The following is a 23,014-nucleotide window of genomic DNA, read 5'->3' as shown; positions in this document are numbered from 1 at the left end:
TGCCCTGCGCCTGCCGAAAATCACGTCCATGCACGTCAGGCAGACCATGCATCGCATCCGAGGTCCGCTGCGAGCCATCCTGCCTGTGGACGCAAATGACCAGGCGATGGCTGCTCGGTGGTTGCTCGCACACGTTCGATCCGCCGTAAAGTTCGAGTTCACCACGCAAGCCTGGCCCCAGACAGCCGCGCCGAGATGGGGGCAAATGGCACATCGCGCCGATGGTCAAGAACGCATGGTTGCTCGGTGGTTGCTCGCGTGTACGCGATACAGCACGGCACGCGTCGGCACAGACCGACACGACGACGGGGATAATCCCAGCCACGACAATACAGAACAGCACTCCGTGACACTGAGCGACATCAACCGAGGATTCTCATAATCCGTGGGTCGTGGGTTCAAGTCCCACCCGCCCTACTCTTCAATACCGCGTTCGACCTGGGGTTTCTCGGCTCTCATCGGCCTCTGATCTCGATTTTGGTCATGTGCCCGTGTGCCCAACCCTCCGGCCACCACCAGGCTGATCTCGGCACGTGACACGACCTCGTGGGATAGCGTGCCCGGGTGGTGAAAGTGAGGGTCACCGGCGTCGTCGTCGAAGACGATCGGATCTTACTCCTTGACCAGGACACCGACACCGGCCGCTCGTGGTCGCTGCCCGGCGGGAAGGTCGAGGAGGGTGAGAGCCTCGCCGACGCCCTCGCCCGGGAGATGCGCGAGGAGACCGGCATCCAGGTTCAGGTGGGCCGGCTGCTGTACGTGTGCGACCACCTGCCCGGTGGCGGAACCCACGTCGTGCACCTGACGTTCGAGGCCACCCGGACCGGCGGCAGAGTCGGCGCGGTCGCCGAGGGCGCCGAGGGCGCCGACACCACGCCGATCCGCGGCGTGCGGTTCGTGCCGCTGGCCGACCTGCCGGCGATCGGTTTCTCCTCGCGTTTCGTCGAGTTGGCACGGGCCGGATGGCCCGGCGCAGGCTCCTATATGGGCGCCAAGTCCAACATCGGCCTGTGACCGTGTGAACGGGCCAGCAGGTCGACCGGCATCGGACGGTCCGGATCGTCCGCGATGAGGCGGATGCCGACGCCGCGGGAGCTTCCCCGTCTCCAGCCACGCCAGGAAGTTGGGGTTGTCAGGCCAGTGCGTATCGCGCATCTCCAGGTGGATGGCGCTGCGAGTGGTGGCCGTGAGCAGCTCAGGGAACGGTGGGATCTTCTGCTTCGAGTTCGAGGAGCTTCTCCAGGACGAGTCTTCTCATGCGACGCGGAATGCGAACCCCTGACTCCCCTGGAGAGATCCCACTGCTTGCTTGCAGTTGCGCAAGGTCGTCAGGGTCGGTGATCGTCTCCCCGGCAAAAGCCAGATCACCGGTTTCCTCGTCCAGCTGCATGGCCGGGCAGTGGCCGCCCTCGGTTTGGGGGTCGATCACAAGGAAGCGTCGCCGCATGATGCCCTCCCAGTGTCCTGATGTGCCGGGACGTGGCACACAGCGGAAGCCTGAACGCAGACACGGAAAGCGTCAAGAAAAGCAATCCCATAGTCCCGGTCACGCGCTAAAAGTCGCCTTGGCTCGCTTCGCGGCTCGCTCCCGATGGCGCCGTATTGCTCCCGCGATCCGTTGACCGAGGGGAACGATCTCCAGAATCTCTACCTTCAGCATGTCGCCGGGCTCGCAGCGCATGACGGCGCGACATGTCCACGCCTGTGGGCTTGTCTCGGGCCCAGACCCGCATGCCGGGCGCACCTGAGTCAGGGAATGATGAGCGGGGTAACGTGGCTGTATGAGAGGTGGGTCTAGATAGTTGGGGATGTGCGCTCCAGCCCCTCAACCGCTCCGTTGATTTCCCGAAAGGAGCGAATCCATGATCTTCCCGTACTACATGTCCGCTGCGAGGATCTTGCCCGTGGCTATAGAACCTCCTTGGCCTGGGCCGCGGCTGAGGCCGAGGAGGAGGGACGGCGGTGGCAGCAGCCGCCGTTCCATCCGCCGTCGTCGCCGTTGAGCGAGGATTGGATTGGCACGGGTTTCACTCCCGTGGGTCCCAGCATGTCGACCTGGTCACCCGGCGTGGTGGCCAGGTTCGTTCGTGCTTTAAAGCGTGTTGCAAACAGTAGTTGAGCAGGCATCTTCCGCGCATGGGTGGGGCGTTGCGGGCTGACCTTTTGTGGGTGGGACGTTCACTGGGCTGCGGATGAGCCGGTTTCCAGCGACTGCTGCGAGGGGTGCAGGAGCAAACCGGTGAACGCACCCGTCACCTCGCCGACGGCGACCACCGAGAGTCGCTCGTGGCTGACCCCGTCGGCAGGGCGCCCGAGCGTGTTCGGCAGTATCGAGATCGACGATCCCGTCGATGCGGCGTTCCCGGGGCGGCCTCGCTGGAGGAGTACCTCAAGTCCATCCGTGACGCTTCCGACTTCGTCCTGGAAGAGCGTCAGAGAGTGGCGGTCGGCGGCGGTGCGCCCGGCTATGTGCTGCGTAGTTCCTACGTCGAGTACGCCTCCGACATGGAGAGCTTCCCCACTGGCGAAACCGTGCTGTTCGTTGTCACGGGACATGGTCAGCTGCTCAAGGTGCGCTACATCTGCGCACTGGTTTTGAGGAAGCCGCCATCCGCTCTGTCATGAAGTCGGTGGTGCCGATGTGACCGCGCATCCCCCGCTCGAAGGACTGGCCAGAACGACGATCATGCCCGGACTGCTGGTCTACGGAGTGCCGGCCTCCGCGAGGAAGAAGTCGATGAACTCGTCCTCATGCAGTCCGGCAAGACGCGCAAGGTCTGCCACTGCCAGCTGCCGCTCCTGCTGCAGATGCCGAATCAAGGCCGGGATCAGGGCCGGTTTCTCCGGCGGAAAAATCTGGGGTTCCGCCGTGCGGTATCCGAGTGTGGACAGCTCGATGGTCAGCTGGCGGTGACGCCAGCCACTTACTGCCCCCAGGGTCTGGGCGCGTCGGAGGAGTGTCGCCATCGACACCCGCCAAACTTTCTTCAGCTCGTAGAGGCGATCAAGATCGATATGAGTCCTGAGGTCGGATTCGATGTCACGGGCGGGCAGCAAGAACTCTGCGGCGAATTGGTCCGCCTGCTGCTCTTGGAGGCCGTTCGGAACGACGTGCATTGCCACATGTCCGAGTTCGTGACTGAGCGTAAAACGCTGACGGTCGGCAGGTGCAAGGGCGTTGACGATGAAGATCGGATTTTCTCCCTCAGGCCACTGACTTACCGCGTCGAGCTCACGCCCTGCCAGTGGACGCCGAATAACCAGACCTCCGGCTGACTCGATGGCGCCGACAACGGATTCGATCGGGCCGGGAGGAAGATCCCACCTGGCGCGGAGCGTCTGCGCCGCATCTTCGGCGGGCTCGCGGTCATCCACCTCGATGCGCTCGAACAGGACGGCAGGACGTACCTCGACTGCCTGCAGAAGATTACGGAGTTGCAGCCGAACCAGATTGAGTTGAGCATGAACGGTCCGCAGCGAGGTCGTGGCGAGCGAGGCCTTCTTGCGGTGGTGAATGAGTCCGACACCGGCCCCCTCGGCATCACCGTCGAAGCAGAGGAGGTGGGGCGTGTAGCGGAGAGCTTGCGCGTAGAGCGCGAGCCGGTCGCCGAACACTGCCAGGCGGCCTGACTCCGCCTTGCTCACGTAACCCTGGCTTACCACTCCCTCGCCATCAAGAGCCTTCGTCATAGCTTCGGCAACGTCCGCCTGCGTCATGGCCCGCGACTCACGAGCCAGAACGAGCATGGATGGACGCGCGCTCTCCGTATCAACGCCCATGACACCACCTCCATCCATGCCTCAAACCGCCACGAAACTGCGGATGTGTTCTGGATCGTCTCTGTTGGGCCCCTCGACGACACCGTTGCGCCTAGAGATCGCCCTGCGTTCTCAACCGCCGACCTGACAGCCGCCGACGTGTCGCCCGCTCGTACGAATCGATTGCCGAGGTGAATCCCCTCGGGATTGGCCCTGCGATCAGCGCGATTGATCAGGCTCTACGGGCTGCTCATTGCTCGGCGTGGCAACTTGGGCCGGGGCTGTGCCTGCAGCCTGTCGCATCGAAACCATCGAGCCTATCGTGAGGCGGTCAAGGTAAGCATCGCACTCGACGTTAGTTTCCCAGGTCAGCGCGTAGAAACCTGGCTGCGTCGCGAGCTGTTCGATTGCCCTGCCGACGGGCCGGGACGTACGTCGGTGGGGCTGGTGGCCGCTCACTCTCGGGTGCTGGACCAAGCAGGCACCCGAAAACGGGCTGCCCCAGTGCTCGGCTCACGACAAGGGCGGGAGGCGGCCTCACCTCCCAGTACCGGCGCCCGATCAGCGCGATCGGGCAGGGCGGCGCCGGCTGGTGGCGCCGCCCTGCCCGTACTCCCCAGAACTAACCGCCCGCGCCGTGCTCGTCCGGTGCGCATGACTTGCACCGTCCGTAGATGACCAGCTGGCGCACGTCGGCGGCGAACTGACAATCTCTGAGCATCGCCGCGAACGCGGAGTCCAGCAGGTGCGGGTCGGCCTCGTAGATGACGGCGCAGTCTCGGCACACGAGATGCACATGATCGTCATAGCCGCCTATGTGGTAGGTGGCGTTGTGCCCGACGTGCGTGTGGTGGACGAGCCCGATCTTCTCCAGCAGATCGAGCACTCGGTAGACGGTGGACAGGCTCACTCCGGCGGCGTCGGGCAGGACCTGCGAGACCTGGTCGGGAGTGGCGTGGCCGAGGCGTTCCAGTGCGTAGTAGATCTGCTCGCGCTGGAAGGTCAGCCGGTATCCGAGCGCTCGGATACTGCCGATCCCGTTGGGGGGTTCCATGGGTTGAGCTTCCTTCCTTACCGGGGTGGCTACACAGGCAGCCCCTGCCGATGCAGCTCACGCCGTATCGAGGTCCAATCGGCGTCCCCCGCCTGCCACGGCCCTTGCCCGACGTTCTTGTCCTTGAATCCGCTCGAAGTACACAAACAGACGATTGGCCCATCAAACCGGGCACCGGACGCGGTCACCTGGCGCAGTCCGGCGACGCCGGCGGACGCGGACAGTTCCTGCCACATCCCCGCGCGGGCCAGCTCCCGCTGCGCCACCGCCATCTCCTCGTCCGTGACCCGGATCGCCTGGCCGCCGCTGTCCCGCACCGCGACCGTGGAGCGGTAACCGCTGACCGTGGTGCCGATGGCGTAGGCGGAGGTGTCGGCGCTGGCGACGGTGGTGGCGGGCAGTCCCAGGTCGAGCGCTCTTGCCAAGGGGGCTCGCGCGGCGGGCTCGCACGCGTACATCCGTGGCAGCCTTGAGGTGAGGCCGAGTTCGCGAAGCTCGGCGAAGCCCTTGTGGACGCCGTACAGCAGCTCGCCGTACCCGGTCGGCACGAACACCGCCTCGGGCGCGGTGCGGTCGAGCTGGAGGAACAGCTCGTAGGCGATGGTCTTGTAGCCCTCCGCGCCGAACGGGTGCCCCGTGTGCGTCGTCGTCAGGTTGCTCACGGGGTGGTAGTGGAGCCTGCTGACGATGTCTCGGAGCACCTGCCAGCGCGCCTCGCGTTCGACGACGATCACCGCGGCCCCGTACGCGGCGAGGAACGAGCCGATCGCCGGGGGGATGCCTGTGGAGGTGATGACCACGCACGGCAGGCCGAGGCGTGCCGATAGCGCGGCGGCCGAAGCGCCGTGGTTGCCCGAGGAGGCCACGACCACTCCGGGTGCTCCGGTCAGGGCGGCGGCACTGATCGTGCAGAGGTTGAGCCGGTCCTTGTGGCTCCAGGTCAGGTTGCGGCTCTCGTCCTTCAGCAGGCTGCGGGCGCCCGTGAACTGGTCGATCGACGGGACCGACAGCAACGGGGTGTCACCGATGCCGAGTTCTAACCGGTCATCGAGCGGCGGCAGCAAGGGCGCCCAGCCGTGCGGGCCCGCGGACGGCCGTTCCCGCTGGAACAGGTCAAGCGGGACGGCCTCGTAGTCGTAGGTCACCTCGACCGGGAAGCTCACGGCTTTGGTGCTGGTCTTGGGGCAGCCGGACGTCAGCGGCGGCCACAGGGGGTACTCGATCGCGGGATCGCCCATCGAACGCTGGGCGATCGCCGCGGAGGCGACGGCCGTCATTTGAGCGACACGTAGAAGGTGAGCACCGGCTCCTCCGGTCGGTCGGACCAGATGGTGTGCGGGATCCCGGCCTCGATGACGAAGGCCTGACCGGCGGCGACCTCCAGCCGTTCGGTCGGCGTACGGACCACGCCGGTGCCCTGCGCGACGTAGTAGAACTCGGCGCGCGCGTGCCCATCCCCGAGCAGGTCGGCCGAGGGCTCGTCGGCCGGCGCGCGGTACTTGTAGGCGACGAGACCGGCGACGGCGCCGAGGTGCGCGCCGCAGGTTTCGGGGGTCAGCAGCCGCCAGATCCTCCTGGCGTCGGTGTCGTGCGGCACCACGTCTTCTGGGCTGAGTACGGTGGGCATGTCGTCCTCCTCGTGACTAGGCGGGGGAAACGGGCAATGATCTGTTCGCCGGGAACCAGCACGCGGCCGCGTGCGTGCCTGGCGACAGGGCGGGCAGGTCGTGGTGGCAGCGTTCCCGGGCCAGGTGACAGCGTTCGTGGAAGGCGCATCCGCGAGGGCGGTCGAGCGCCTGCTCGGTCTGCTCGACCAGGGCCGGGTCGACGCCGTCCATCAGCCGGTGGTAGATCTCGCGGGCGGCGTCGCGCAGCACGAAGCAGATGGCCACGGTGATCAGCAGCCCCACGATCGGGTCGGCGATGGGGAAGCCCAGCGCCGCGCCGCCGGCGCCGATGAGCACGGCCAGCGAGGTGAAGCCGTCGGTACGCGCGTGCAACCCGTCGGCCACCAGCGCGGCCGAGCCGATCTCCCGGCCGACCTTGATCCGGTACCGGGCCACGAGCTCGTTGCCCAGGAACCCGACGAAACCGGCGCCGGCCACCCAGGCGAGCGCCTCGACGTTCTGCGGGTCGATGAGGCGCTTGACCGCCTCGTAGCCCGCCAGCCCCGCCGACGCCGCGATGAGCAGCACGATGACGATGCCCGCCAGGTCCTCGGCCCGGCCGTACCCGTAGGTGAAGCGGTGCGTCGCCGCACGCCTGCCGAGCGAGAACGCGATGGCCAGCGGGACGGCCGTGAGCGCGTCGGCGAAGTTGTGCAAGGTGTCGCCGAGCAGCGCGACCGAGCCGGAGTAGGCGACGATGACCGCCTGGGCCACGGCGGTGACCATGAGGGCGGCGAACGAGATGGCCAGCACCCGCATGCCGCGACTGCTGGACTCCAGAGCCGCGTCGGTCTTGTCCGCGCTGTCGTGGCTGTGTGGGGTGATCACGTGCTTGAGAGAGCCCAGGGCCCGCTTGATCCCACGGTCATGCCCATGGCCGTGACCGTGCCCATCACCGTGGCCGTGCCCATGTCCGTGTCCGTGACCGTGCTGATCCGACATGTCTGCCTTCCTTGCCTGAAACGACTCGCCACGGCAATATATGTAGCCATGTACGCACGCGACAACGAATCAGGTGCCAACTCTGTGCAGGAGCAACCGACTGACAGGCAGGTCAGAGCGGCTGTCGATGCCTTCCGCCTGCTCAGTGACGGCACCCGGTTGCGGCTGATGTGGCTGCTGTCGTCCGGCGAGTACGACGTCACCAGCCTCGCCGAGGCCATCGCGGTCGCGCGGCCCTCGGTCTCCCAGCACCTGGCGAAACTCCGCTACGCGGGGCTGGTGGAGACGCGCAGGGACGGGCGTCGCGTGCTGTACCGGGCACGCGACGCCCACGTCCGCTCGCTCATCAAGGAGGCCCTCTTCCACGCCGACCACGAGGTGTCGGGCATCCCCCGGCACGACTGAGCGAGCCTCAACGGCCGGCGTGAGCCGGCACGGCTCTGACCGTGAGCACCCCTCCGCGGTTCAGCATGCCCACGGCCAGGGCGCAGAGCGCGCCGAGGACAGCAAGCGCGACCCACACCCGGCCACTGCCGAGCAGGGCTCCGACCAGCAGGTTCCCCACGGTGATACCGATCCCCGCGACGGTGTTGTACAGGCCGTAGTGGGTGGCGACGAGCCGCTCGCCCGACAGAGCCACGACGGTGTCCATCTCGAACGGGTACGTCAACGCGCCGCCCAGGGCCAGCAGCACGACGCAGGCGATCACGGCGGCCGTGCGCAGGCCGCCCGGAGCGGGCACCGTCAGGGGCACGAAAGCGAGCGCCATGAGCGCGACCCCGCGCACCACGGCCTGCGGCCCGCTCCACCGGCCGCGCGCCCACTCGGTGATCCGCACCTGCCCGGCGATGGCCACCAGCGCGGACACCACGAACAGCACGCTGACCGCCCCCCTGTCACCGAGCTCGAGCGGCAGGGCCAGATACTGGAACGACAGCACGTACGAGCCGCGTCGAGCCGTTCCACGGCCCGCACCAGGCAGGCATCGCCACACCGCCGCAGGCGCACGCCGTGTTCGTCGCCTTCGACCTGCGCACCGGTGTCGACCGCGAGGCTCTGTCGCGCTTGATGCGCCTGCTGACCGACGACGCCCGCCGTCTCACCCAGGGACGGCCGGCACTCGCCGACACCGAGCCGCACCTGGCGGCACTGCCCGCCCGGCTCACTGTCACCTTCGGGTTCGGCCCCGGCCTCTTCGAGGCCGCCGGGCTTTCCGAGCGGCGCCCGGAATCGGTGCGTGCCCTGCCCGCGTTCGCCGTGGACAAGCTGCAGGAACGATGGACCGGCGGCGACCTGCTGGCGCAGATCTGCGCGGACGACCCGCTGACCGCCAGTCATGCGCTACGCATGATCGTCAAGGACGCGCGTTCGTTCGCGCGTGTCCGCTGGACCCAGCGCGGGTTCCGCCGCGCCGCCCACTCCCAGCCCGGCGAGGTGACCCAGCGCAACGTCATGGGCCAGCTGGACGGCACGGTGAACCCCACGCCCGGCACTCCGGACTTCGACCGGGCCGTCTGGTCGGCCGACGGGGTCTTCCACGGTGGCACCACGCTGGTGCTCCGGCGTATCCGGGCCGAGTTGGAGACGTGGGACGCCGCCGACACGACCGCCAAGGAGTTCACCATAGGCCGGCGCCTGGCCGACGGCGCTCCGCTGACCGGCAGCCGCGAGCACGACGAGGCGGACTTCACCCGGCTCACCGCGACCGGATTCCCCGTCATCTCCGAGTACGCCCACATCCGGCGCGCCCGCGTCGACGATCCCAGCCTGCGCATCCTGCGCCGGGTCTACAACTACGACGAAGGCGTCAGCCCGGACGGCAAGGCCGACGCAGGACTGCTGTTCGCCTCTTACCAGGCCGATGTGACCCGCCAGTTCGTCCCCATCCAGCGGCGCCTGGCCGAGGCCGACCTGCTGAACGAGTGGACCACGCCGATCGGCTCGGCCGTCTTCGCCATCCCGCCGGGCTGCGACCCCGACGGCTGGATCGGACAGGGCCTGCTGACATGAAATCGACCCCCAACGCGCCGTTCTTGCCTTTGAAAAGGTTCACCATGATTCATCGCTCCTTGCCCATCCGCCTTCTCGTGCTACTGGCGATCACGCTCGCCGCGGTCGCCGGTTTCGGGGCTCCGGCGTTCGCGCACGCCGGGCTCAAGTCCAGCGATCCCAAAGACAACTCAACCGTGGAAGAGGCGATCTCCAGCATCGAGCTGGTCTTCACCGAGGACATCAACAGCAAGTACGTGACGGTGGTCGTCACCGGTCCCGGCGGCGCGAAGGTCGCCGACGGCAAGCCGGAGGTCAAGGGCGAAACCCTGACCCAGGCACTGAAGCCGGACCTGGCCAACGGACGCTACGCGATCGCGTTCCGGGTGGTCTCCGCCGACGGCCACCCCGTCGCCGAGGAGCTCCACTTCACGCTCAAGGCTCCCACGCCCGAACCCACCCCTACCGACACGGCCAGCGTGAGCGCCTCGCCTGAGCCGAGTGCGGCATCGGCGCTGCCGCCGTCGCCGACTCAGGTCACGGCCACTCCTGCCGCCGCCGACTCCACCGGCAACGGCGGTGGAACATTCCCGGTCGTCCTGCTCGTGGTGGTCGCGCTGGTGGTCGTCGTCGGCGTGTCCGTCTTTGTAGCAGGCCGAAAGCGCGCCGGCAGCTCGAAAGCATGACGACAGCGCCCGTGCCTCAGGGCACGGGCGCTCCCAGTCCGACACGAGCATCAGGAGCTGATCCCGGCGGCGGCGCGAACGCTGCTGTGGATACGGGTGCTCAACCCGCTCGGCTCCTAAACCCTGGCCTTCCTCGCGGTGCTCACCGGCCCCGAGCTGGCGCCTCGCCGCCCTGGCGAGCTTCGGGATCGCCGCGCTCACCTCTGGATCGGAGCGTTCCTGCTGGACCGGCTGCCCCCGCGGACCGTGCCATCCCAGGCGCGGTAGTCCTGGTGGGCCTGGCGTTCGAGCTGTACGAGCCCGCCACCCAGGAGCTTCTCGCCCGCGTCACCACGGGAACGCGGCGCCTACAGGTATACGCCCTGCTGGGGGTCTGTTTGTCGGCAGGCAGGGCGATCGCGGGCCTGGCAGCCGCGGGGGTCGCCCTGGCCTTCCTCCCCCGCGGCGAGGAACGCACCGCCGCGCCAAGTCGGCGCTGGCGCCCTCCCGCTCCCTTGCTCCGGCTGACACTCGCCAGCACCCGCGTTCGCGACGGGCTCGCTGGCAGTGATGATGTTCATCCCTCTGGCCCTGCTCGAACGCGGCGCTCCCTCCTGGGCCCCCGGCTCACCGACCGCGGCGGCCTATCTCGCCTCCACGGCCGCCAACGGGTTGCTGCATGGTTGCAACAACGACTCCAGACGACAGTAGGCAAGGTTGAATGCCTTCCCCGAGGCGGTGACGTTGCCCGAGCCGGGGCCAATCTCACATGGTTCCCTCAGGCTTGGAGGGCTTGGGACGGCGGTGCGAGTGTCGCCGGTCGATGATGACCAGGCTTTGCACGATGCCGTACGGATGGAGGGCGAGGTCGAGTCCGCCGGTGACGGCAGCGATGCTCTGGCGCGGCCGGCGAGCCTGCGGGCGGAACTGGTGGTGCCGAACGCGCTGATGCCGCGCCTCCCGCAGCCCTGACCTGCTCCAGTACGGGAGTCACATCCCGAGGCCAGGCATTACGCGAAAGACAGTCGGCGGCCCTTGAACCGCGGGTGCTTGGTCTCCCAGTATCGCCAGCCTTCGACCCTGGCGGGCACGTTGGCGATTCCCGAATCGATCCGGACGCGGCGGCACGTGCCAAGGACGGCCCAGGCCGACCACCCGATGCGGTAGCCGAAGACGCGGTACGACAGGTTGCCGTACATGCCCTTGCTGACCTTTCTCTCATATTCGTGTCCGCCGAAGACCTTGTGCGCTTCTTGAAGAGAAGAAAACCCCATCCTTCGCAATTTGCGAACCAACTCGCCGGTGCTGACCTCAGCTTGCCTGTCGTTAAATCCCTCGATGGCGGCGCGCACTTGGTGCTCCCGTGTGATCTCCACCTTCATTGACCCACCGGGGCCGTCGATGTAGCGGGTGCGGGGCACGAGGAAGTTCCTCGGTGAAAGCCGATCGGCTCTGATGAAGGTTCGCGGTGAGCACCGGCCGCGGCCAGGGTCGAGGCTGTCGTCCTGGTGGTCGACGCTTTCTGCGCGCGCCGAGAGAGGCAAGGCAGCGGCCATGACCATCGACAGGCAGCCGCCCATGGTCGACATGGTCATTCTTCTGGCGGAGCGACGCACCTTCGGCCTACCAGGAGCGACTACGGCTACTTTTCGGGGAATTGGCGTGGACATGTACCATTCCTTCCGAAATACGAGCCGTGATCGCGACCGCCCGGCAGGCCGGAGAGCGGCGCTCTTCGCCCGCCGAGCGAGCCGACGAGACTCGTACGATGCTTCCAGCCGCCGTCAGCCGCTCCATGACGCCACGCCGCAGGCTTATCCCATTCAGGGGAAGAGCCGGTGAAAAGTATGAAGATCAAGTCGCCTGTCTACACAGATGCTCCCGATACCGAGCCATGCCCCATTGGGACCAGGCGACCCCGAGCGACGCAACGAAGGTCAGCATCCCGGTGATCTCGAAGAAGGCGTCGTGAGGGACCTCGAATTTCACCGGAAACAGGCGGCGCAGGGATTCCTCGGAGGCGCCTACCAGGTGAAGCACCTGCTTGGCCGTATGGTTGTAGGCCCCTTCGACCTCGACGGGATCGCCGCCACCCGGCAGCTCTCCCGGACCGCGCCCGACGTCAAGATCCTCATCCTCACCACGTTCGAGCAGGACGACTACATCTTCGGCGCCCTGCGTGCCGGCGCCTCCGGCTTCCTTCTCAAGCGCGCCCGCCCCGAGGAGCTGATCGCGGCGGTGCACGCGGTCGCGGCGGGAGACGCGCTGCTGTCGCCGTCGGTCACCCGCCGCGTGATCGACCGCATGGCCCGGCAGCCCGCCCCGGACCTCGCCGACCAGGCCAGGCTCGACGCGCTGACCCCACGCGAGCGCGAGACCCTCGAACTCGTCGCCCGCGGCCTGTCCAACCGGGAGATCGCCGCCGCGCTCGTCGTCGAGGAGTCCACGATCAGGACCCACGTGAAGCGGATCCTGATGAAGCTGGGCCTCCGCGACCGCATCCAGGCCGTGATCTTCGCCTACGAGACCGGCATCAACCGCCCCGGCCACACCGCCGGGACAGCACGGGAGAGTTCCGGGCCCGCTTGACCCAGCCGAGCAGAAGCGAACGGGGACGCGTCGCAAACCTTTACCTGGCTCCGAACCTGCTACCGGCAAGGCGTTTCGGGCCCGATACACCGGAGATCGGATTTGTCCCGCTTGCAGCATCCATGGGGAGATATATACCTTTACGTACCTGTGATAAGCGCAGTGACCAACCTTTCCGTCGCTGCGTTGCCGTTTCGTTGACCAGACCGTACGCCGCCCCCAGCGTCGCGTACGGCCGCCGAATCCGCCCCCTCGCGGAACCGGGGACCCATTCTCTTCGGGGTGAATCGGACGCCAGCCCAGGCTGCGCCCGTAGGGCACTTCCACGCCCGAACCCGTCAGCTAACCCGGTAGGCGGCATGGAAGCAAGGAGTCAATACCCTCATGCTCAAGCCCCGGCTTGCCGCACTCGCCCATTCCCTCAAGAGCCACCGCGCTCTTCCCGCCAAGCACCTGAGCCTCGCCATCACCGGCGCGATCCTGGCCGGGACCGCCGCCCTCACGGGCGCGACCGGCACCGCGCTCGCTTCGACCACCGACCACGACGCGCGGCACGAAGCCAAGCAGGGGACCAGGGCGTTCACCTACGGCGTGGACGTCTCCAGGTACGAGTCCCAGTACGACTGGGCTGCCAGCCCGGCCCAGTTCGGCATCATCAAGGCCACCGAGGGCACGTCCTTCCGCGACTCCTCGTTCGCCCGCCACTGGCGCGAAATGGGCAAGAAGGGAATCGTGCGGGGTGCGTACCACTTCGGCCACCCCAGCAACAACCCCATCGCCGAGGCGGAGTACTTCCTCGCCATGGTGAACTCGCAGCCCGCCAAGGCCGGCGACCTGCTGGTCCTGGACCTGGAGACCACCGACGGCAAGTCCGTGGCCGAGGTCAACACCTGGGCCAAGACCTGGCTGTCGCACGTGAAGGCCAAGACCGGAATCACCCCGATGATCTACAGCGGCTGGAACTTCGCCAACACCTACGGCAAGGGCCTGGCCCAGTACCCCCTGTGGGTCGCCCACTACAGCAAGGCCAAGGGCGCCATCACCCCGCCCGCCGACTGGAAGTCCTGGGCCATCCACCAGTACACCGAATCCCCCATCGACCAGAACGTCTCCGCGCTGACCCCCGCCCAACTGCGCGGCCTGGGCCGTCCTGCCGCCTGAGCTGCGGCGCTACCGGGTCTCGCTGATCTCCCTGGTTTCGTTGTCAGGCGGGCCGCGCCGGTACCTCGGGTGACGAGAGCGTGGCGAGCACCGGCCAGGCCTGTTCGGCCTGCAGCGGATCCACGGGCAGCACGTGTCGGGCCCACCAGTTCGCCGCCTGCGGCAGCGGCGAGGGCTCGATCAGGCCGGGGGCGTAGTCGTCGAAGGGTGGATCGTAGATGTATCCGGTGATCACGCCTTGTCCCCGCAACGCTTCGATGGCACGCTCGCGGTTCTCGACCAGCAGAGGCACCCGGAACAGCGGCTGGTCGATGTGATCCCGTACGGCAGGGGCGGCCATGGGGAGACCGGCAAGGCTCGCCACTCCTGCCAGGCGACGTTCCCTCCGGCGGTCCATCACCTGCATCCTGCGGAGCGCGTAACTCTCGGTCAGGCTGCCGGGCCTCGCGCGGTAGTGGTGGTTGTCGGCGCGGATCCAGGGATCCAGCGCGCCGACGCCCGCCGCCGATGAGGCCAGACCGCCCAGTCTCGGGGCGAGCGCGGTACGTCGTAGCTCGATGCGGTGGCCCTGTCGGCTTTCCAGCAGCCCAAGGGCGTGGGACATGTGCCACGCGGGCAGGGACAGCAGGGTCCCGGCCAGCGTGTTGCGGGCGATCGTCTTCAGCAGGGCGGCGAGTTCCACCGTGCGGTACCGGGGAGTGCTCCAGCGCTCTCGCATTTCCAGCAGAGCCGGCCGCTGATGCGGCGACGACAGGGCGATCATGCCACCGGGTGCCGCGCCCGCGTGCTTGGACAGGCTGAACACCCCCGCCGCGCCGAAGGTGCCGACGGGAACGCCGCCGACGGTGGTCTGCAGGGCGTGGGCGGCGTCCTCGATCAAGGGGATCCGCCGTTCGGCGCAGAGCCTGCCAAGAGCATGGACGTCGTCGGGCAGGCCGTACAGGTTGGTGGTCAGCACCCCGTCGAAGTTCAGTTCGTCGATCCGGGTGGCGTCGATGTTGCCGCTCTGCCGGCACACCGGCGCCATGATCGGTCGAAGCCCGGCGGCGAGCACCAGGAACAGGATCTCGTCAGCCGTGATCGGTGACATCAGCAGGCGCTCGCCCGGAGCCATCAGGTGCTTCAGGACCATGAACAGGCCGAGCCTGTTCGACGGCACGGCGAGACAGTCTCGTCCGAGACGAGCGGCGAATTCCGTTTCCAGGTGCTTGAACATTCCCGTCACCGTGGTCACAACAGCACAAGCAGCAAGCTGGCATGGTGGGTAAGAGTGGGTGAGATGGCGCTTCCCGTGGCCATCCAGGCGCCGCTGAGCAGCACCGGACCCGTGATGCGGTTGTCCGGTGGGCTCTGTCCGAGCAGGGCCTCGACGCGGCGGGCGATGTGAGAGCCGGTCAGGGAAGGAAATGTGCGGGCTTCCCCTGCCGGCTGTGCCAAGGCGACTCGGGCGATCGTACGCGCCGTCAGCTCGCGGTCTCCGACTGCGGCGGCGGCCTGTTCATCGGCCCAGCGTTCGATGGCGAAGCACAGTGCCCGATAGGGGTAGATCAGCGCAGGGAAGATCCTCGTGGCGATGATGCCGGCCATCAGATAGAGATGATGGCCGTACTGGATGTGCGCGGCCTCGTGACGGAGCACCACTTCCAGCTCCCGCCGGGACAGCATGCTCAGCAGCCCTTTGGAGAGGATCACTCCTCCACGCCTTCCCGGTACCGCCATGGCGAAGGGGCGCTCGTCGGCCACCACGCCCGTGCCCAGCGCCTTGGCATCCCGCAGGTCCCGGTGCCAGCGTGCGACGGCATGGATGACGGCGCCGCCCATGATCAGCAGGAGCACGATCACCACACCGGCGACAGCCGCGGGGACCTGCCCGTGGCCGATGAGGACGCGGCCCATCACGGTGGCTTTGGCCGCCGTCAATGTGCCTATCGCGATCATGACGACGAAGGCGAGCATGCCCAGCACGGTCAGGGCCGTGGCTCCGATGAGAAGGATCAGCAACCGGGCGTGCCAGGCCGGGTGCATGCGCGGCTGCCGCCAGGCCATCAGCGTGCTCGCCATGGTGAGCAGCGCGACGGGAAGGTAGATCTCCAGATTCACCTGCCGCTCCCGGATCCGTCGAGCAGCGCGCGCAGGGCCGCCTCCTCATCAGGGCTCAGACCGTGGACGAACTGGCTGAGCACCGCAGACGGGTTGCCCTTCGAACGACACGGGCTCGGCACCGGCAAACCGATCGGGGCCGGACTCACCGACGCCCAAGGCGCCATCCTGGCCCCCGAAGCCGACCTCGACGTACCGTCCCTGCTCAAAGCCTGCGGACTGAACGTCTGGGAATTCGACCACCTCGACACCTACCTCGAAACCATCAAGAAGGAGTCGCTGGAGCGCCCGGGTCAGAGCAGTGCTTCGGCGGTGATGGGCAGTTCGCGGATGCGGCGACCGGTGGCGTTGAAGACCGCGTTGGCGATGGCGGGCGCCACGCCGACGTGCACGACCTCGCCCAGTCCCTTGACGCCGAGCGGGTCGGCCTCGCGGTCCTCGCCGTCCAGGTAGATGGTCTTGATGTCGGGGACGTCGGCGTTGACGGGGACGAGGTAGTCCGCCAGGTTGGCGTTGACGATCCGGCCGTCACGGTGATCGGTGACCGTGTGCTCCAGCAGGGCTGTGCCGATGCCGCCCACGATGCCGCCGATCGCCTGGCTGTGGGCGAGTTTGGGGCTGATGATGCGGCCCGCGTCGTACACGCCGAGCATGCGCCGCACCCGCACCAGCCCCAGTGTCGCGTCGACGGCCACCTCGGCGAAGGTGGCGTTGTAGGCGTAGAAGGAGTGCCGCTCGGGACCGGACGGCCCGGCGAAGGAGCCGAGCGCTTCCAGGTGGGAGCGGTTGTTGCGGGCCAGGAGTTGCTGGTACGTCTCGCCGCGCGCGGGGTCGTCCTCGACGTGCATCCGGCCGCTGCGGACGACGACGACGTCGGCGTCCGCTCCATACAGCGGCGAGCCACGGTCCTCGACGGCCAGCTTGATCGCCTGCCGTCGCACCTGGTTACACCCGTCGAGCACGGCGGAGCCGACGCTTGCCATGGTCATCGAGCCGCCGTGCGGCGGGGTCGGCGGGAAGAGCGAGTCACCGAGCCGGAAGGTCACCGTGCGCATGGTCAGCCCGAGGGCGTCGGCGGCGACCTGGGTCTGGGAGGTGTAGGTGCCCGGCCCCATGTCACTGGCGGCGGCCTCTGCCACAGCGGTGCCGTCGGCGTTCAGGCGGACCCGGGCCTGTGCGGCGAAACGCGCGGTGTCGTAGACGCCGGCGGCCATGCCCATGCCGATCAGCCAGTCGCCCTCGCGCCGGGAACGCGGCCTGGAGGATCGGCGGCGCCAGCCGAACTCGTGGGCGCCGACGGTGTAGCACTCGCGCAGCCGGCGGGTGGAGAACGGCAGCTTCTTCGACTCGTCCTGCGCCGGTTCGTTGCGCCGGCGCAGCTCGATCGGGTCGATGCCGAGCTTGTGGGCGAGTTCGTCCATGGCCGACTCGATGACGAAGGACGCCGTGGCGAAGCCGGGGCCGCGCATCCACAGCGGGGTGTTCACATCCAGCGGCACCGTCCGGTATGCCTGCGAGACGTTGGGCATGCTGTAGAGCATCTGCCCCGGAGCCAGGATGGACTCGGTGAACTTCTCGTACGACGAGGTCTCGGCGTCCATCTCGTGGACCATGCCGGTCAGGCGCCCACCCCGGTCGCTGCCCAGGCGCAGCCGGTACTCACAGGAGGGCCGGAAGCCGGTGCCGAAGTACATCTGCTTGCGGCTCAGGACGAGCTTGACCGGACGAGCCGTCTCGCGGGCGGCCACCGCGGCGACGACCACGTGCGGCCAGCACCGCAGCCCCGAGCCGAAAGCGCCGCCGACGAACGGGGAGATCACCCGTACTGCCTGCGTCTGGATGCCGAACACCGCGGCGAGCTCGGTCTGCGTGCCCACGACCCACTGGGTCTTGTCCCAGACGGTGAGCCTGTGGCCGTTCCAGCGGGCGATGGTGGCGTGCGGCTCCATCGGGTTGTGATGGTTGCGCGCCGTTCGGTAGGTCAGGTCCATTCGTACGGCCGCGGAACGCAGGCCGGCCTCGGCATCGCCGCGCGCATAACGCGTCGGCTCATCCGCTTCGGCCTCGTGCAGATCAGTCGAGGACGGCTCGGCGTCGTAGCGGACCTCGACCAGGCCGGCACCGTGCTGCGCGGCCTGCAAGGTGGTGGCCACCACGACGGCGACCGGCTGGCCGTAGAAGAGCACCCGGTCGTCCTGGAAGACCCGCAGCCGCCGCCCGGGCGGGTTGTTCGACCCGGAGTTGTCGCAGTACGGCAGCTTCGGCGCGTTGAGGTGGCTGATCACCCGCAGCACCCCCGGGTGGGCCACGGCGGCCCGGGTGTCGATCGAGGTGATACGTCCACGGCCGATGCCGCTGTCGACGATGACCGCGTGCACGACGCCATCGACGTCGTGCTCGGCGGCGTACAGCGCCTTGCCCGTGACCTTCAGCCGCCCGTCCACCCGGGACAGCGGCGCGCCCACGGCGGCTTGCGGCTGGGGGCTCACTTCATACCTCCTACGACGCGCAGCTGGCGTTCGACGGTGCGCTTGAGCAGTTCGATCTTGAATCGGTTGTGGTGCAGCGGCCGGGCTCCGTCGACCGCCTGCTCGGCCGCCTCGGCCCACAGCGCCTCGGAAGGCCGCTCGCCGATGAGCCGGCGCTCGACGGCGGGCAGCTTCCACGGCACGGTGCCCACGCCTCCGGCGGCGACCTTCGCCTCACGGATCACCCCACCCCGCACATGCAGGGCGACGGCCGCCGACGTGAGCGCGAACTCGTACGACTGCCGGTCGCGAACCTTCAGATATCCGGATCTGAGCGGGCGCGGATGGGCCGGGATCTCGACGGCTGTGATCAACTCCCCTGGCTGCAGGGCCTGTTCCCGGTCCGGGGTGCTGCCCGGCTGCAGCAGGAAGTCGGCGAAGGCGACGCCGCGTTCCCCGTCCGGGCTGAGCAGGTGCACGGTGGCCTCCAGCGCCGCGAACGCGACGGCGACATCCGACGGGTGGGTGGCCACGCACTGGTCGGAGGCGCCGAGGATGGCGTGGCTGCGGTTGAAGCCGCCCACCGCCGCGCACCCCGAGCCCGGCTGCCGCTTGTTGCAGCGCGCCGTCACGTCGCGGAAGTACGTGCACCGGGCGCGCTGCATGATGTTGCCGCCGATGGTGGCCATGTTGCGCAGCTGGGGCGAGGCGCTCAGCTCCAATGCCTGCGAGATGACGGGGAACGTGCCGCGCACCTTGGGGTGAGCGGCGGCCTCGGACATCGACACCAACGCGCCGATGCGCAGGCCCCCGCCCGCGGTGGCAGTCACTCCTCTCAGCGGAAGGGCGCTGATGTCGACCAGCTCGCCGGGGCGCTCGACGCTCTCGCGCATCAGATCCACCAGGGTGGTGCCGCCGGCGATGTAGCGGCCGCCGCGACGCCCGGCGGCGATCGCGCCACCGACGTCGGAGACCTTGGTGTAGGAGAAGGGATACATCGGCACTCACTTCCCGCCGGCGGCCTGCTCGACCGCTTTGACGATCTTCACGTAGCAGCCGCAGCGGCAGATGTTGCCGCTCATCCACTCCCGGATCTCCTCCGGCGAGCCGGCGTGCCCTTCCCGGATGCAGCCGACGCCGGACATGATCTGGCCGGGGGTGCAGTAGCCGCACTGGAAGGCGTCATGGTCGATGAACGCCTGCTGCAGCGGGTGCAGGTCGTCGTCCTCGTCAAGGGCCAGCCCCTCTACGGTGGTGACCTCGGCGCCCTCCAGCCGTACCGCCAGCGTCAGACAGCCGTTGACCCGGCGACCGTCGACCAGCACGGTGCAGGCGCCGCACGCCCCGGCGTCGCAGCCCTTCTTGGTTCCGGTCAGCCCGAACTGCTCACGCAGCAAATCCAGCAGCGACGTCCGGTTGTCGATCGACGCGGCGTGCCGCTCGCCGTTGACGGTCAGCGACACCCGCCCGCTGAGCGGCACCTCAGCGGCGGCCGCCGGATCGGCGCTCACCGGAGACTGCGGGATGAGCCCGCCGGCCGCGACCGCGCCCCCCACGGTAGTGGCGGTCGTGATGAAGGTACGCCGGCTGAGCGTCGAGGAGGACCCGTCGGCTGTGGCAGAGGCTGGACCAGCAGACGCAGGGGCTTCATCAGACATATCTATTCCTTCCCGTCACAAATGAATCAGCAGCGCAAGAGGAGGCGGACGGCCATCGCCGTAGAACCTGGACGACCGCACGCTTCGCAGCGGCGGCCGGTCGCGCGGAGAGTCCGGCATCGCCGGTCAGGGCTTGATGAGGACCTTGAGGCTCTTGCGGTCGGCCATGTCCTGATAACCGGCTGGGACGCCGTCGAGGTCGGTCGTGGCGTCGAAGACCTTCCCCGGCTCGATGGTGCCGTCCAGGATGCCGGGCATCAGTTCCTCGATGTAGGCCCGGACCGGTGCGGGTCCGCCGGCCAGGCGGAGGTTGTGGCGGAAGAGGCTCCCGAAGCCGATCGGGGCCTCTTCGTACTGCGGGACGCCGACGCGGCTGATGACGCCGCCTGGGCGGACGACCCCGACTGCCTGCTCGTAGGCGGGCATGGTGCCGACGGCTTCGAGCACGACGTGCGTGCCGTGCCCGCCGGTGAGGTCACGGACCTGGGCGATGCTCTCCTCGCCGCGGGCGGAGACGACGTCGGTGGCGCCGAACTCCCGGCCGAGGTCGGTGCGCACCTGGTGGCGTCCCATGAGGATGATCTGCTCGGCGCCGAGGCGCCTGGCCGAGAGCACGGCCAGCAGGCCGACGGCGCCGTCACCGATCACGGTGACCCGGGTGCGCTCGTTGACGCCGCCCGCGACCGCGGCGTGGTAGCCGGTGCCGAAGACGTCCGAGAGCGTGAGCAGGGACGGAATGAGGGCCGAGTCGGCCGCGACGGGGAGCTTGACGAGGGTGCCGTCGGCGAGCGGGACACGGACGGCTTCGGCCTGGCCGCCCTCGTCGGGCTCGCCGTCCCAGAAGCCGCCGTGGACGCAGGACGTGTACAGGCCCTCGCGGCAGAACTCGCAGGTGCCGTCCGAGATGGCGAACGGGGCGACGACCAGGTCGCCCTTCTTGACGGTGGTCACCTCGGAGCCGGTGTCCTCGACGATGCCGATGAATTCGTGCCCCATCCGTGCGGGGCCGTCCGCCGGGGACCTCGAGCTATACGGCCACAGGTCGCTGCCGCAGATGCAGGACGCGGTGACACGGACCAGCGCGTCGGTGGGCAGCTTGATGACGGAGTCCGGGACGTCCTCGACTCGAACGTCGCCGGCACCGTACATCAGGGTTGCGCGCATCAGATGTCCTTCATTTGATGATCAGGTATCCAGGAAGCAAAGTTTTCCCAGGTAAAGACGGAATTCCCGCCACAACGCCACAGTCGCTCCTGGCGATCAAACGCGGGGCAAAGGGCTGGGAAAGGCCAACCTCGTCCAGCTGCCGCCGTGCCCGCGGCTCACGCGGCCTCGACGCGTGCGGCAGCACCCTCGACCGTCACTCCTTGTGACAACGTCCAGGAAATCGGTTCCATCGCGCGCGTGGGAGTCCCGGTTGATGGAGGTACTGGGAGGGACTCCCTCAGGGACCGGCTCTCGCCTACCGTGGAAGGTATGGACAATCGAGCGGAGGTGCGCGAGTTTCTCACGTCCCGTCGTGCCGGAGTCACACCGGAGCAGGTCGGTCTCCCCGCCGGGACGAATCGTCGGGTCGCAGGACTGCGCCGTAGCGAGGTCGCGACCCTGGCCGGCGTCAGCGTCGAGTACTACACCCGGCTGGAGCGCGGAGCGATCAGCGGCGCTTCCCCCGAGATTCTCGACAGTCTCGCCAAGGCGCTGCGCCTGGACGACGCCGAGCGCGCGCACCTGTTCGACCTCGCCCATGCGGCAAGCCCGGTTGCACGCCCACCGCGGCGGCGCAACTCCAAGAGCTGGGCGCCGCACCAGAGCCTGCAATGGGCGCTGGATGCCGTCACCGCCGGTCCGGCATTCGTCCGGAACGGTCGGATGGACGTTCTCGCCGTCAACGCTCTGGCCCGGGCGTTCTACAAGGACGTGTACGACATGCCCGGACAGCCGCCGAACATCGCCCGATTCACATTCCTCGACGAACGCGCGCATGAGTTCTACCCGGACTGGGACGCGTTCGCGGACGTGACCGTATCGATCCTGCGTACCGAGGCGGGCCGTGACCCGCACAACAAGGAACTCCACGATCTCATCGGAGAGCTCTGCACCCGCAACGACGAGTTCCGCCGCCGTTGGGCCGCGCACGATGTGCGACACCACGGCACCGGCTTCAAGACCTTCCACCACTCGGTCGTGGGCGACGTGACGCTCGCCTACGAAGGGCTGGAGATGGCAGCCGAGCCGGGATTGACGCTCACCATCTATACCGCGGAGCCCGGCTCGCCTTCCGAGGACGCGCTGCGGCTCCTCGCATCGTGGGCCGCCGGCGAGTATGGAGCCGAGGAGCCGGCGCGGCCTGCGACCGAGCGGTTCGAGCGCTGACGTCAGCGCACGACGTCCACCGTGACCTCTTGGCTCTCGAGGAGTTCAAGTTTGTTGAGCGTGGCGTCGTACGTGCCCAGATGGATGGTCTGGTCGGAATACCCGACGCCATCGGTGTTGTAGTAGAAACCGATGTTGCCCCACGGGATGTAGTAGATGAGATCGCCGTCTTCGGGATCGGAGCCCGGCGACCCCTCGTAGGCGAGCTTGCGGGGCAAGTTCGCGATCTTCTCCCGACCGTTGAACTCCTCCAGCGTAAGTGTCAGCGGCAGCATCGAGAGGAAGTCACGGACTGCGGGATTGTCCTCGCCGATGGTGACGTCCACCGAGGTGGATCCCGCCGAGAACCGCACGACTGTGCCCGCCGCCCGCTGATCGCCGGGTTCTGGTGAGCTCACGGGCGGGCTGGGCGGCGCCGAGGATGTCCCCGTGGAGGTGGACGCGGTTGGTGGCGCCCCGTCGTTTGTCGCCGGCCGGCCGCAGGCGGTGAGGGAAAGCGCGATGACCAGGGCTGCTGCCGCCGGGAGGGTCCTCAGGCGCATGGGTGTGCGGATCCTTTCTCCGGTATGGGGTTCCGTCGGTGGGTGAG

At 68.1% G+C, this 23,014-nt stretch carries 25 protein-coding genes, 1 pseudogene and 1 riboswitch; of the genes and pseudogenes, 10 read left to right on the top strand and 16 right to left on the bottom strand.

Going from position 1 to position 23,014, the window contains the following annotated elements; genetic code table 11:
* Positions 1-229, bottom strand: a 229-nt coding sequence (locus tag ACWEPL_RS50225) for a hypothetical protein (RefSeq protein WP_452440526.1), incomplete at its 3' end; no start/stop codon positions are given.
* A 335-nt stretch (positions 230-564) separates the two neighbouring features.
* Between ACWEPL_RS50225 and ACWEPL_RS50220 the strand changes: the two genes are divergently transcribed.
* Positions 565-1,014 carry an NUDIX domain-containing protein gene (locus ACWEPL_RS50220; RefSeq protein WP_452440525.1) on the top strand — a complete coding sequence of 150 codons (450 nt, stop codon included), beginning with the start codon at positions 565-567 and terminating at the stop codon, positions 1,012-1,014.
* Positions 1,015-1,195: 181 nt separating this feature from the next.
* Here the strand turns inward: ACWEPL_RS50220 and ACWEPL_RS50215 are convergent, their stop codons facing one another.
* Positions 1,196-1,447 carry a hypothetical protein gene (locus tag ACWEPL_RS50215; protein WP_452440524.1) on the bottom strand — a complete coding sequence of 84 codons (252 nt, stop codon included), beginning with the start codon at positions 1,445-1,447 and terminating at the stop codon, positions 1,196-1,198.
* Positions 1,448-2,223: 776 nt separating this feature from the next.
* On the opposite strand from ACWEPL_RS50215, the gene ACWEPL_RS50210 reads away from it, so the two are divergent.
* Positions 2,224-2,625 (top strand): hypothetical protein, encoded by a 402-nt coding sequence (locus tag ACWEPL_RS50210; protein ID WP_452440523.1) that lies wholly within the window; start codon positions 2,224-2,226, stop codon positions 2,623-2,625.
* A gap of 78 nt (positions 2,626-2,703) precedes the next feature.
* Here ACWEPL_RS50210 and ACWEPL_RS50205 read toward each other — a convergent pair whose 3' ends face one another.
* The 5 genes from ACWEPL_RS50205 to ACWEPL_RS50185 form a co-directional block, all read right to left on the bottom strand.
* Positions 2,704-3,780: an ImmA/IrrE family metallo-endopeptidase gene (locus tag ACWEPL_RS50205; protein WP_452440522.1), complete on the bottom strand. Its 1,077-nt coding sequence runs from the start codon at positions 3,778-3,780 to the stop codon at positions 2,704-2,706.
* A gap of 601 nt (positions 3,781-4,381) precedes the next feature.
* Positions 4,382-4,813 carry a Fur family transcriptional regulator gene (locus tag ACWEPL_RS50200; protein WP_366317060.1) on the bottom strand — a complete coding sequence of 144 codons (432 nt, stop codon included), beginning with the start codon at positions 4,811-4,813 and terminating at the stop codon, positions 4,382-4,384.
* A gap of 29 nt (positions 4,814-4,842) precedes the next feature.
* Positions 4,843-6,090, bottom strand: a complete 1,248-nt coding sequence (locus tag ACWEPL_RS50195; RefSeq protein WP_452440520.1) for a threonine synthase — start codon at positions 6,088-6,090, stop codon at positions 4,843-4,845.
* The gene (locus ACWEPL_RS50190) at positions 6,087-6,440 is read right to left on the bottom strand and encodes a cupin domain-containing protein (RefSeq protein ID WP_452440519.1); all 354 of its coding nucleotides are present in this window, start codon (positions 6,438-6,440) and stop codon (positions 6,087-6,089) included. Before ACWEPL_RS50190 ends, ACWEPL_RS50195 begins: the two co-directional genes overlap by 4 nt.
* A 16-nt stretch (positions 6,441-6,456) precedes the next feature.
* Positions 6,457-7,308 carry a cation diffusion facilitator family transporter gene (locus ACWEPL_RS50185; protein ID WP_452440518.1) on the bottom strand — a complete coding sequence of 284 codons (852 nt, stop codon included), beginning with the start codon at positions 7,306-7,308 and terminating at the stop codon, positions 6,457-6,459.
* A 198-nt stretch (positions 7,309-7,506) separates the two neighbouring features.
* On the opposite strand from ACWEPL_RS50185, the gene ACWEPL_RS50180 reads away from it, so the two are divergent.
* Positions 7,507-7,827 carry an ArsR/SmtB family transcription factor gene (locus ACWEPL_RS50180; RefSeq protein ID WP_363984930.1) on the top strand — a complete coding sequence of 107 codons (321 nt, stop codon included), beginning with the start codon at positions 7,507-7,509 and terminating at the stop codon, positions 7,825-7,827.
* Between the two features lie 7 nt (positions 7,828-7,834).
* On the opposite strand, the gene ACWEPL_RS50175 is transcribed toward ACWEPL_RS50180, so the two are convergent.
* Positions 7,835-8,362, bottom strand: a complete 528-nt coding sequence (locus ACWEPL_RS50175; protein ID WP_452440517.1) for a hypothetical protein — start codon at positions 8,360-8,362, stop codon at positions 7,835-7,837.
* On the opposite strand from ACWEPL_RS50175, the pseudogene ACWEPL_RS50170 reads away from it, so the two are divergent.
* From ACWEPL_RS50170 to ACWEPL_RS50155, 4 genes and pseudogenes are all read left to right on the top strand, one after another.
* Positions 8,332-9,432 (top strand): annotated as a pseudogene (locus tag ACWEPL_RS50170) (Dyp-type peroxidase); the annotation flags it as partial. The gene ACWEPL_RS50175 and the pseudogene ACWEPL_RS50170 sit on opposite strands and share 31 nt — an antisense overlap.
* Positions 9,429-10,097, top strand: coding sequence for a copper resistance CopC family protein (locus ACWEPL_RS50165; protein ID WP_452440516.1), 669 nt, complete (start codon positions 9,429-9,431; stop codon positions 10,095-10,097). The pseudogene ACWEPL_RS50170 and the gene ACWEPL_RS50165, both read left to right, overlap by 4 nt.
* A gap of 549 nt (positions 10,098-10,646) precedes the next feature.
* Complete coding sequence (locus tag ACWEPL_RS50160) at positions 10,647-10,787, top strand: hypothetical protein (RefSeq protein WP_452440515.1); 141 nt, start codon at positions 10,647-10,649, stop codon at positions 10,785-10,787.
* Positions 10,788-10,913: 126 nt separating this feature from the next.
* The gene (locus ACWEPL_RS50155) at positions 10,914-11,048 is read left to right on the top strand and encodes a hypothetical protein (RefSeq protein WP_452440514.1); all 135 of its coding nucleotides are present in this window, start codon (positions 10,914-10,916) and stop codon (positions 11,046-11,048) included.
* A gap of 38 nt (positions 11,049-11,086) precedes the next feature.
* Here the strand turns inward: ACWEPL_RS50155 and ACWEPL_RS50150 are convergent, their stop codons facing one another.
* Positions 11,087-11,665 (bottom strand): hypothetical protein, encoded by a 579-nt coding sequence (locus ACWEPL_RS50150; protein ID WP_452440513.1) that lies wholly within the window; start codon positions 11,663-11,665, stop codon positions 11,087-11,089.
* A gap of 379 nt (positions 11,666-12,044) precedes the next feature.
* Between ACWEPL_RS50150 and ACWEPL_RS50145 the strand changes: the two genes are divergently transcribed.
* Positions 12,045-12,665, top strand: coding sequence for a LuxR C-terminal-related transcriptional regulator (locus ACWEPL_RS50145; RefSeq protein WP_452440511.1), 621 nt, complete (start codon positions 12,045-12,047; stop codon positions 12,663-12,665).
* 226 nt (positions 12,666-12,891) lie between these two features.
* Positions 12,892-13,037: riboswitch (cyclic di-AMP (ydaO/yuaA leader) on the top strand.
* A 12-nt stretch (positions 13,038-13,049) separates the two neighbouring features.
* Positions 13,050-13,826, top strand: a complete 777-nt coding sequence (locus ACWEPL_RS50140) for a glycoside hydrolase family 25 protein (protein ID WP_452440510.1) — start codon at positions 13,050-13,052, stop codon at positions 13,824-13,826.
* Between the two features lie 43 nt (positions 13,827-13,869).
* Here ACWEPL_RS50140 and ACWEPL_RS50135 read toward each other — a convergent pair whose 3' ends face one another.
* The 6 genes from ACWEPL_RS50135 to ACWEPL_RS50110 all read right to left on the bottom strand — a co-directional run bounded on the left by ACWEPL_RS50135 (position 13,870) and on the right by ACWEPL_RS50110 (position 21,216).
* Complete coding sequence (locus ACWEPL_RS50135) at positions 13,870-15,042, bottom strand: DegT/DnrJ/EryC1/StrS family aminotransferase (protein ID WP_452440508.1); 1,173 nt, start codon at positions 15,040-15,042, stop codon at positions 13,870-13,872.
* A gap of 14 nt (positions 15,043-15,056) precedes the next feature.
* On the bottom strand, positions 15,057-15,926 hold the full coding sequence (locus ACWEPL_RS50130; protein ID WP_452440507.1) for a M56 family metallopeptidase: 870 nt from the start codon (positions 15,924-15,926) through the stop codon (positions 15,057-15,059).
* 293 nt (positions 15,927-16,219) lie between these two features.
* Complete coding sequence (locus ACWEPL_RS50125; RefSeq protein WP_452440506.1) at positions 16,220-18,415, bottom strand: xanthine dehydrogenase family protein molybdopterin-binding subunit; 2,196 nt, start codon at positions 18,413-18,415, stop codon at positions 16,220-16,222.
* A complete protein-coding gene (locus tag ACWEPL_RS50120; protein ID WP_452440505.1) occupies positions 18,412-19,392 on the bottom strand; it encodes an FAD binding domain-containing protein in 981 nt (326 codons plus the stop codon). The genes ACWEPL_RS50125 and ACWEPL_RS50120 overlap by 4 nt, the downstream gene beginning before the upstream one ends.
* 6 nt (positions 19,393-19,398) lie before the next feature.
* The gene (locus tag ACWEPL_RS50115; RefSeq protein WP_452440504.1) at positions 19,399-20,052 is read right to left on the bottom strand and encodes a (2Fe-2S)-binding protein; all 654 of its coding nucleotides are present in this window, start codon (positions 20,050-20,052) and stop codon (positions 19,399-19,401) included.
* 126 nt (positions 20,053-20,178) lie between these two features.
* Positions 20,179-21,216 carry a zinc-dependent alcohol dehydrogenase family protein gene (locus ACWEPL_RS50110; RefSeq protein ID WP_452440503.1) on the bottom strand — a complete coding sequence of 346 codons (1,038 nt, stop codon included), beginning with the start codon at positions 21,214-21,216 and terminating at the stop codon, positions 20,179-20,181.
* 312 nt (positions 21,217-21,528) lie between these two features.
* Here ACWEPL_RS50110 and ACWEPL_RS50105 point away from each other — a divergent pair, with 312 nt between their 5' ends.
* Positions 21,529-22,425: a helix-turn-helix transcriptional regulator gene (locus tag ACWEPL_RS50105; protein WP_452440502.1), complete on the top strand. Its 897-nt coding sequence runs from the start codon at positions 21,529-21,531 to the stop codon at positions 22,423-22,425.
* Positions 22,426-22,427: 2 nt separating this feature from the next.
* Here the strand turns inward: ACWEPL_RS50105 and ACWEPL_RS50100 are convergent, their stop codons facing one another.
* The gene (locus tag ACWEPL_RS50100) at positions 22,428-22,967 is read right to left on the bottom strand and encodes a cyclophilin-like fold protein (RefSeq protein WP_363984968.1); all 540 of its coding nucleotides are present in this window, start codon (positions 22,965-22,967) and stop codon (positions 22,428-22,430) included.
* Positions 22,968-23,014: the final 47 nt, after the last annotated feature.

This window comes from Nonomuraea sp. NPDC004186 (assembly GCF_053603495.1).
The sequence above is the reverse complement of the archived record's forward strand: the minus strand, read 5'-3'. Positions and strand labels throughout refer to the sequence as shown.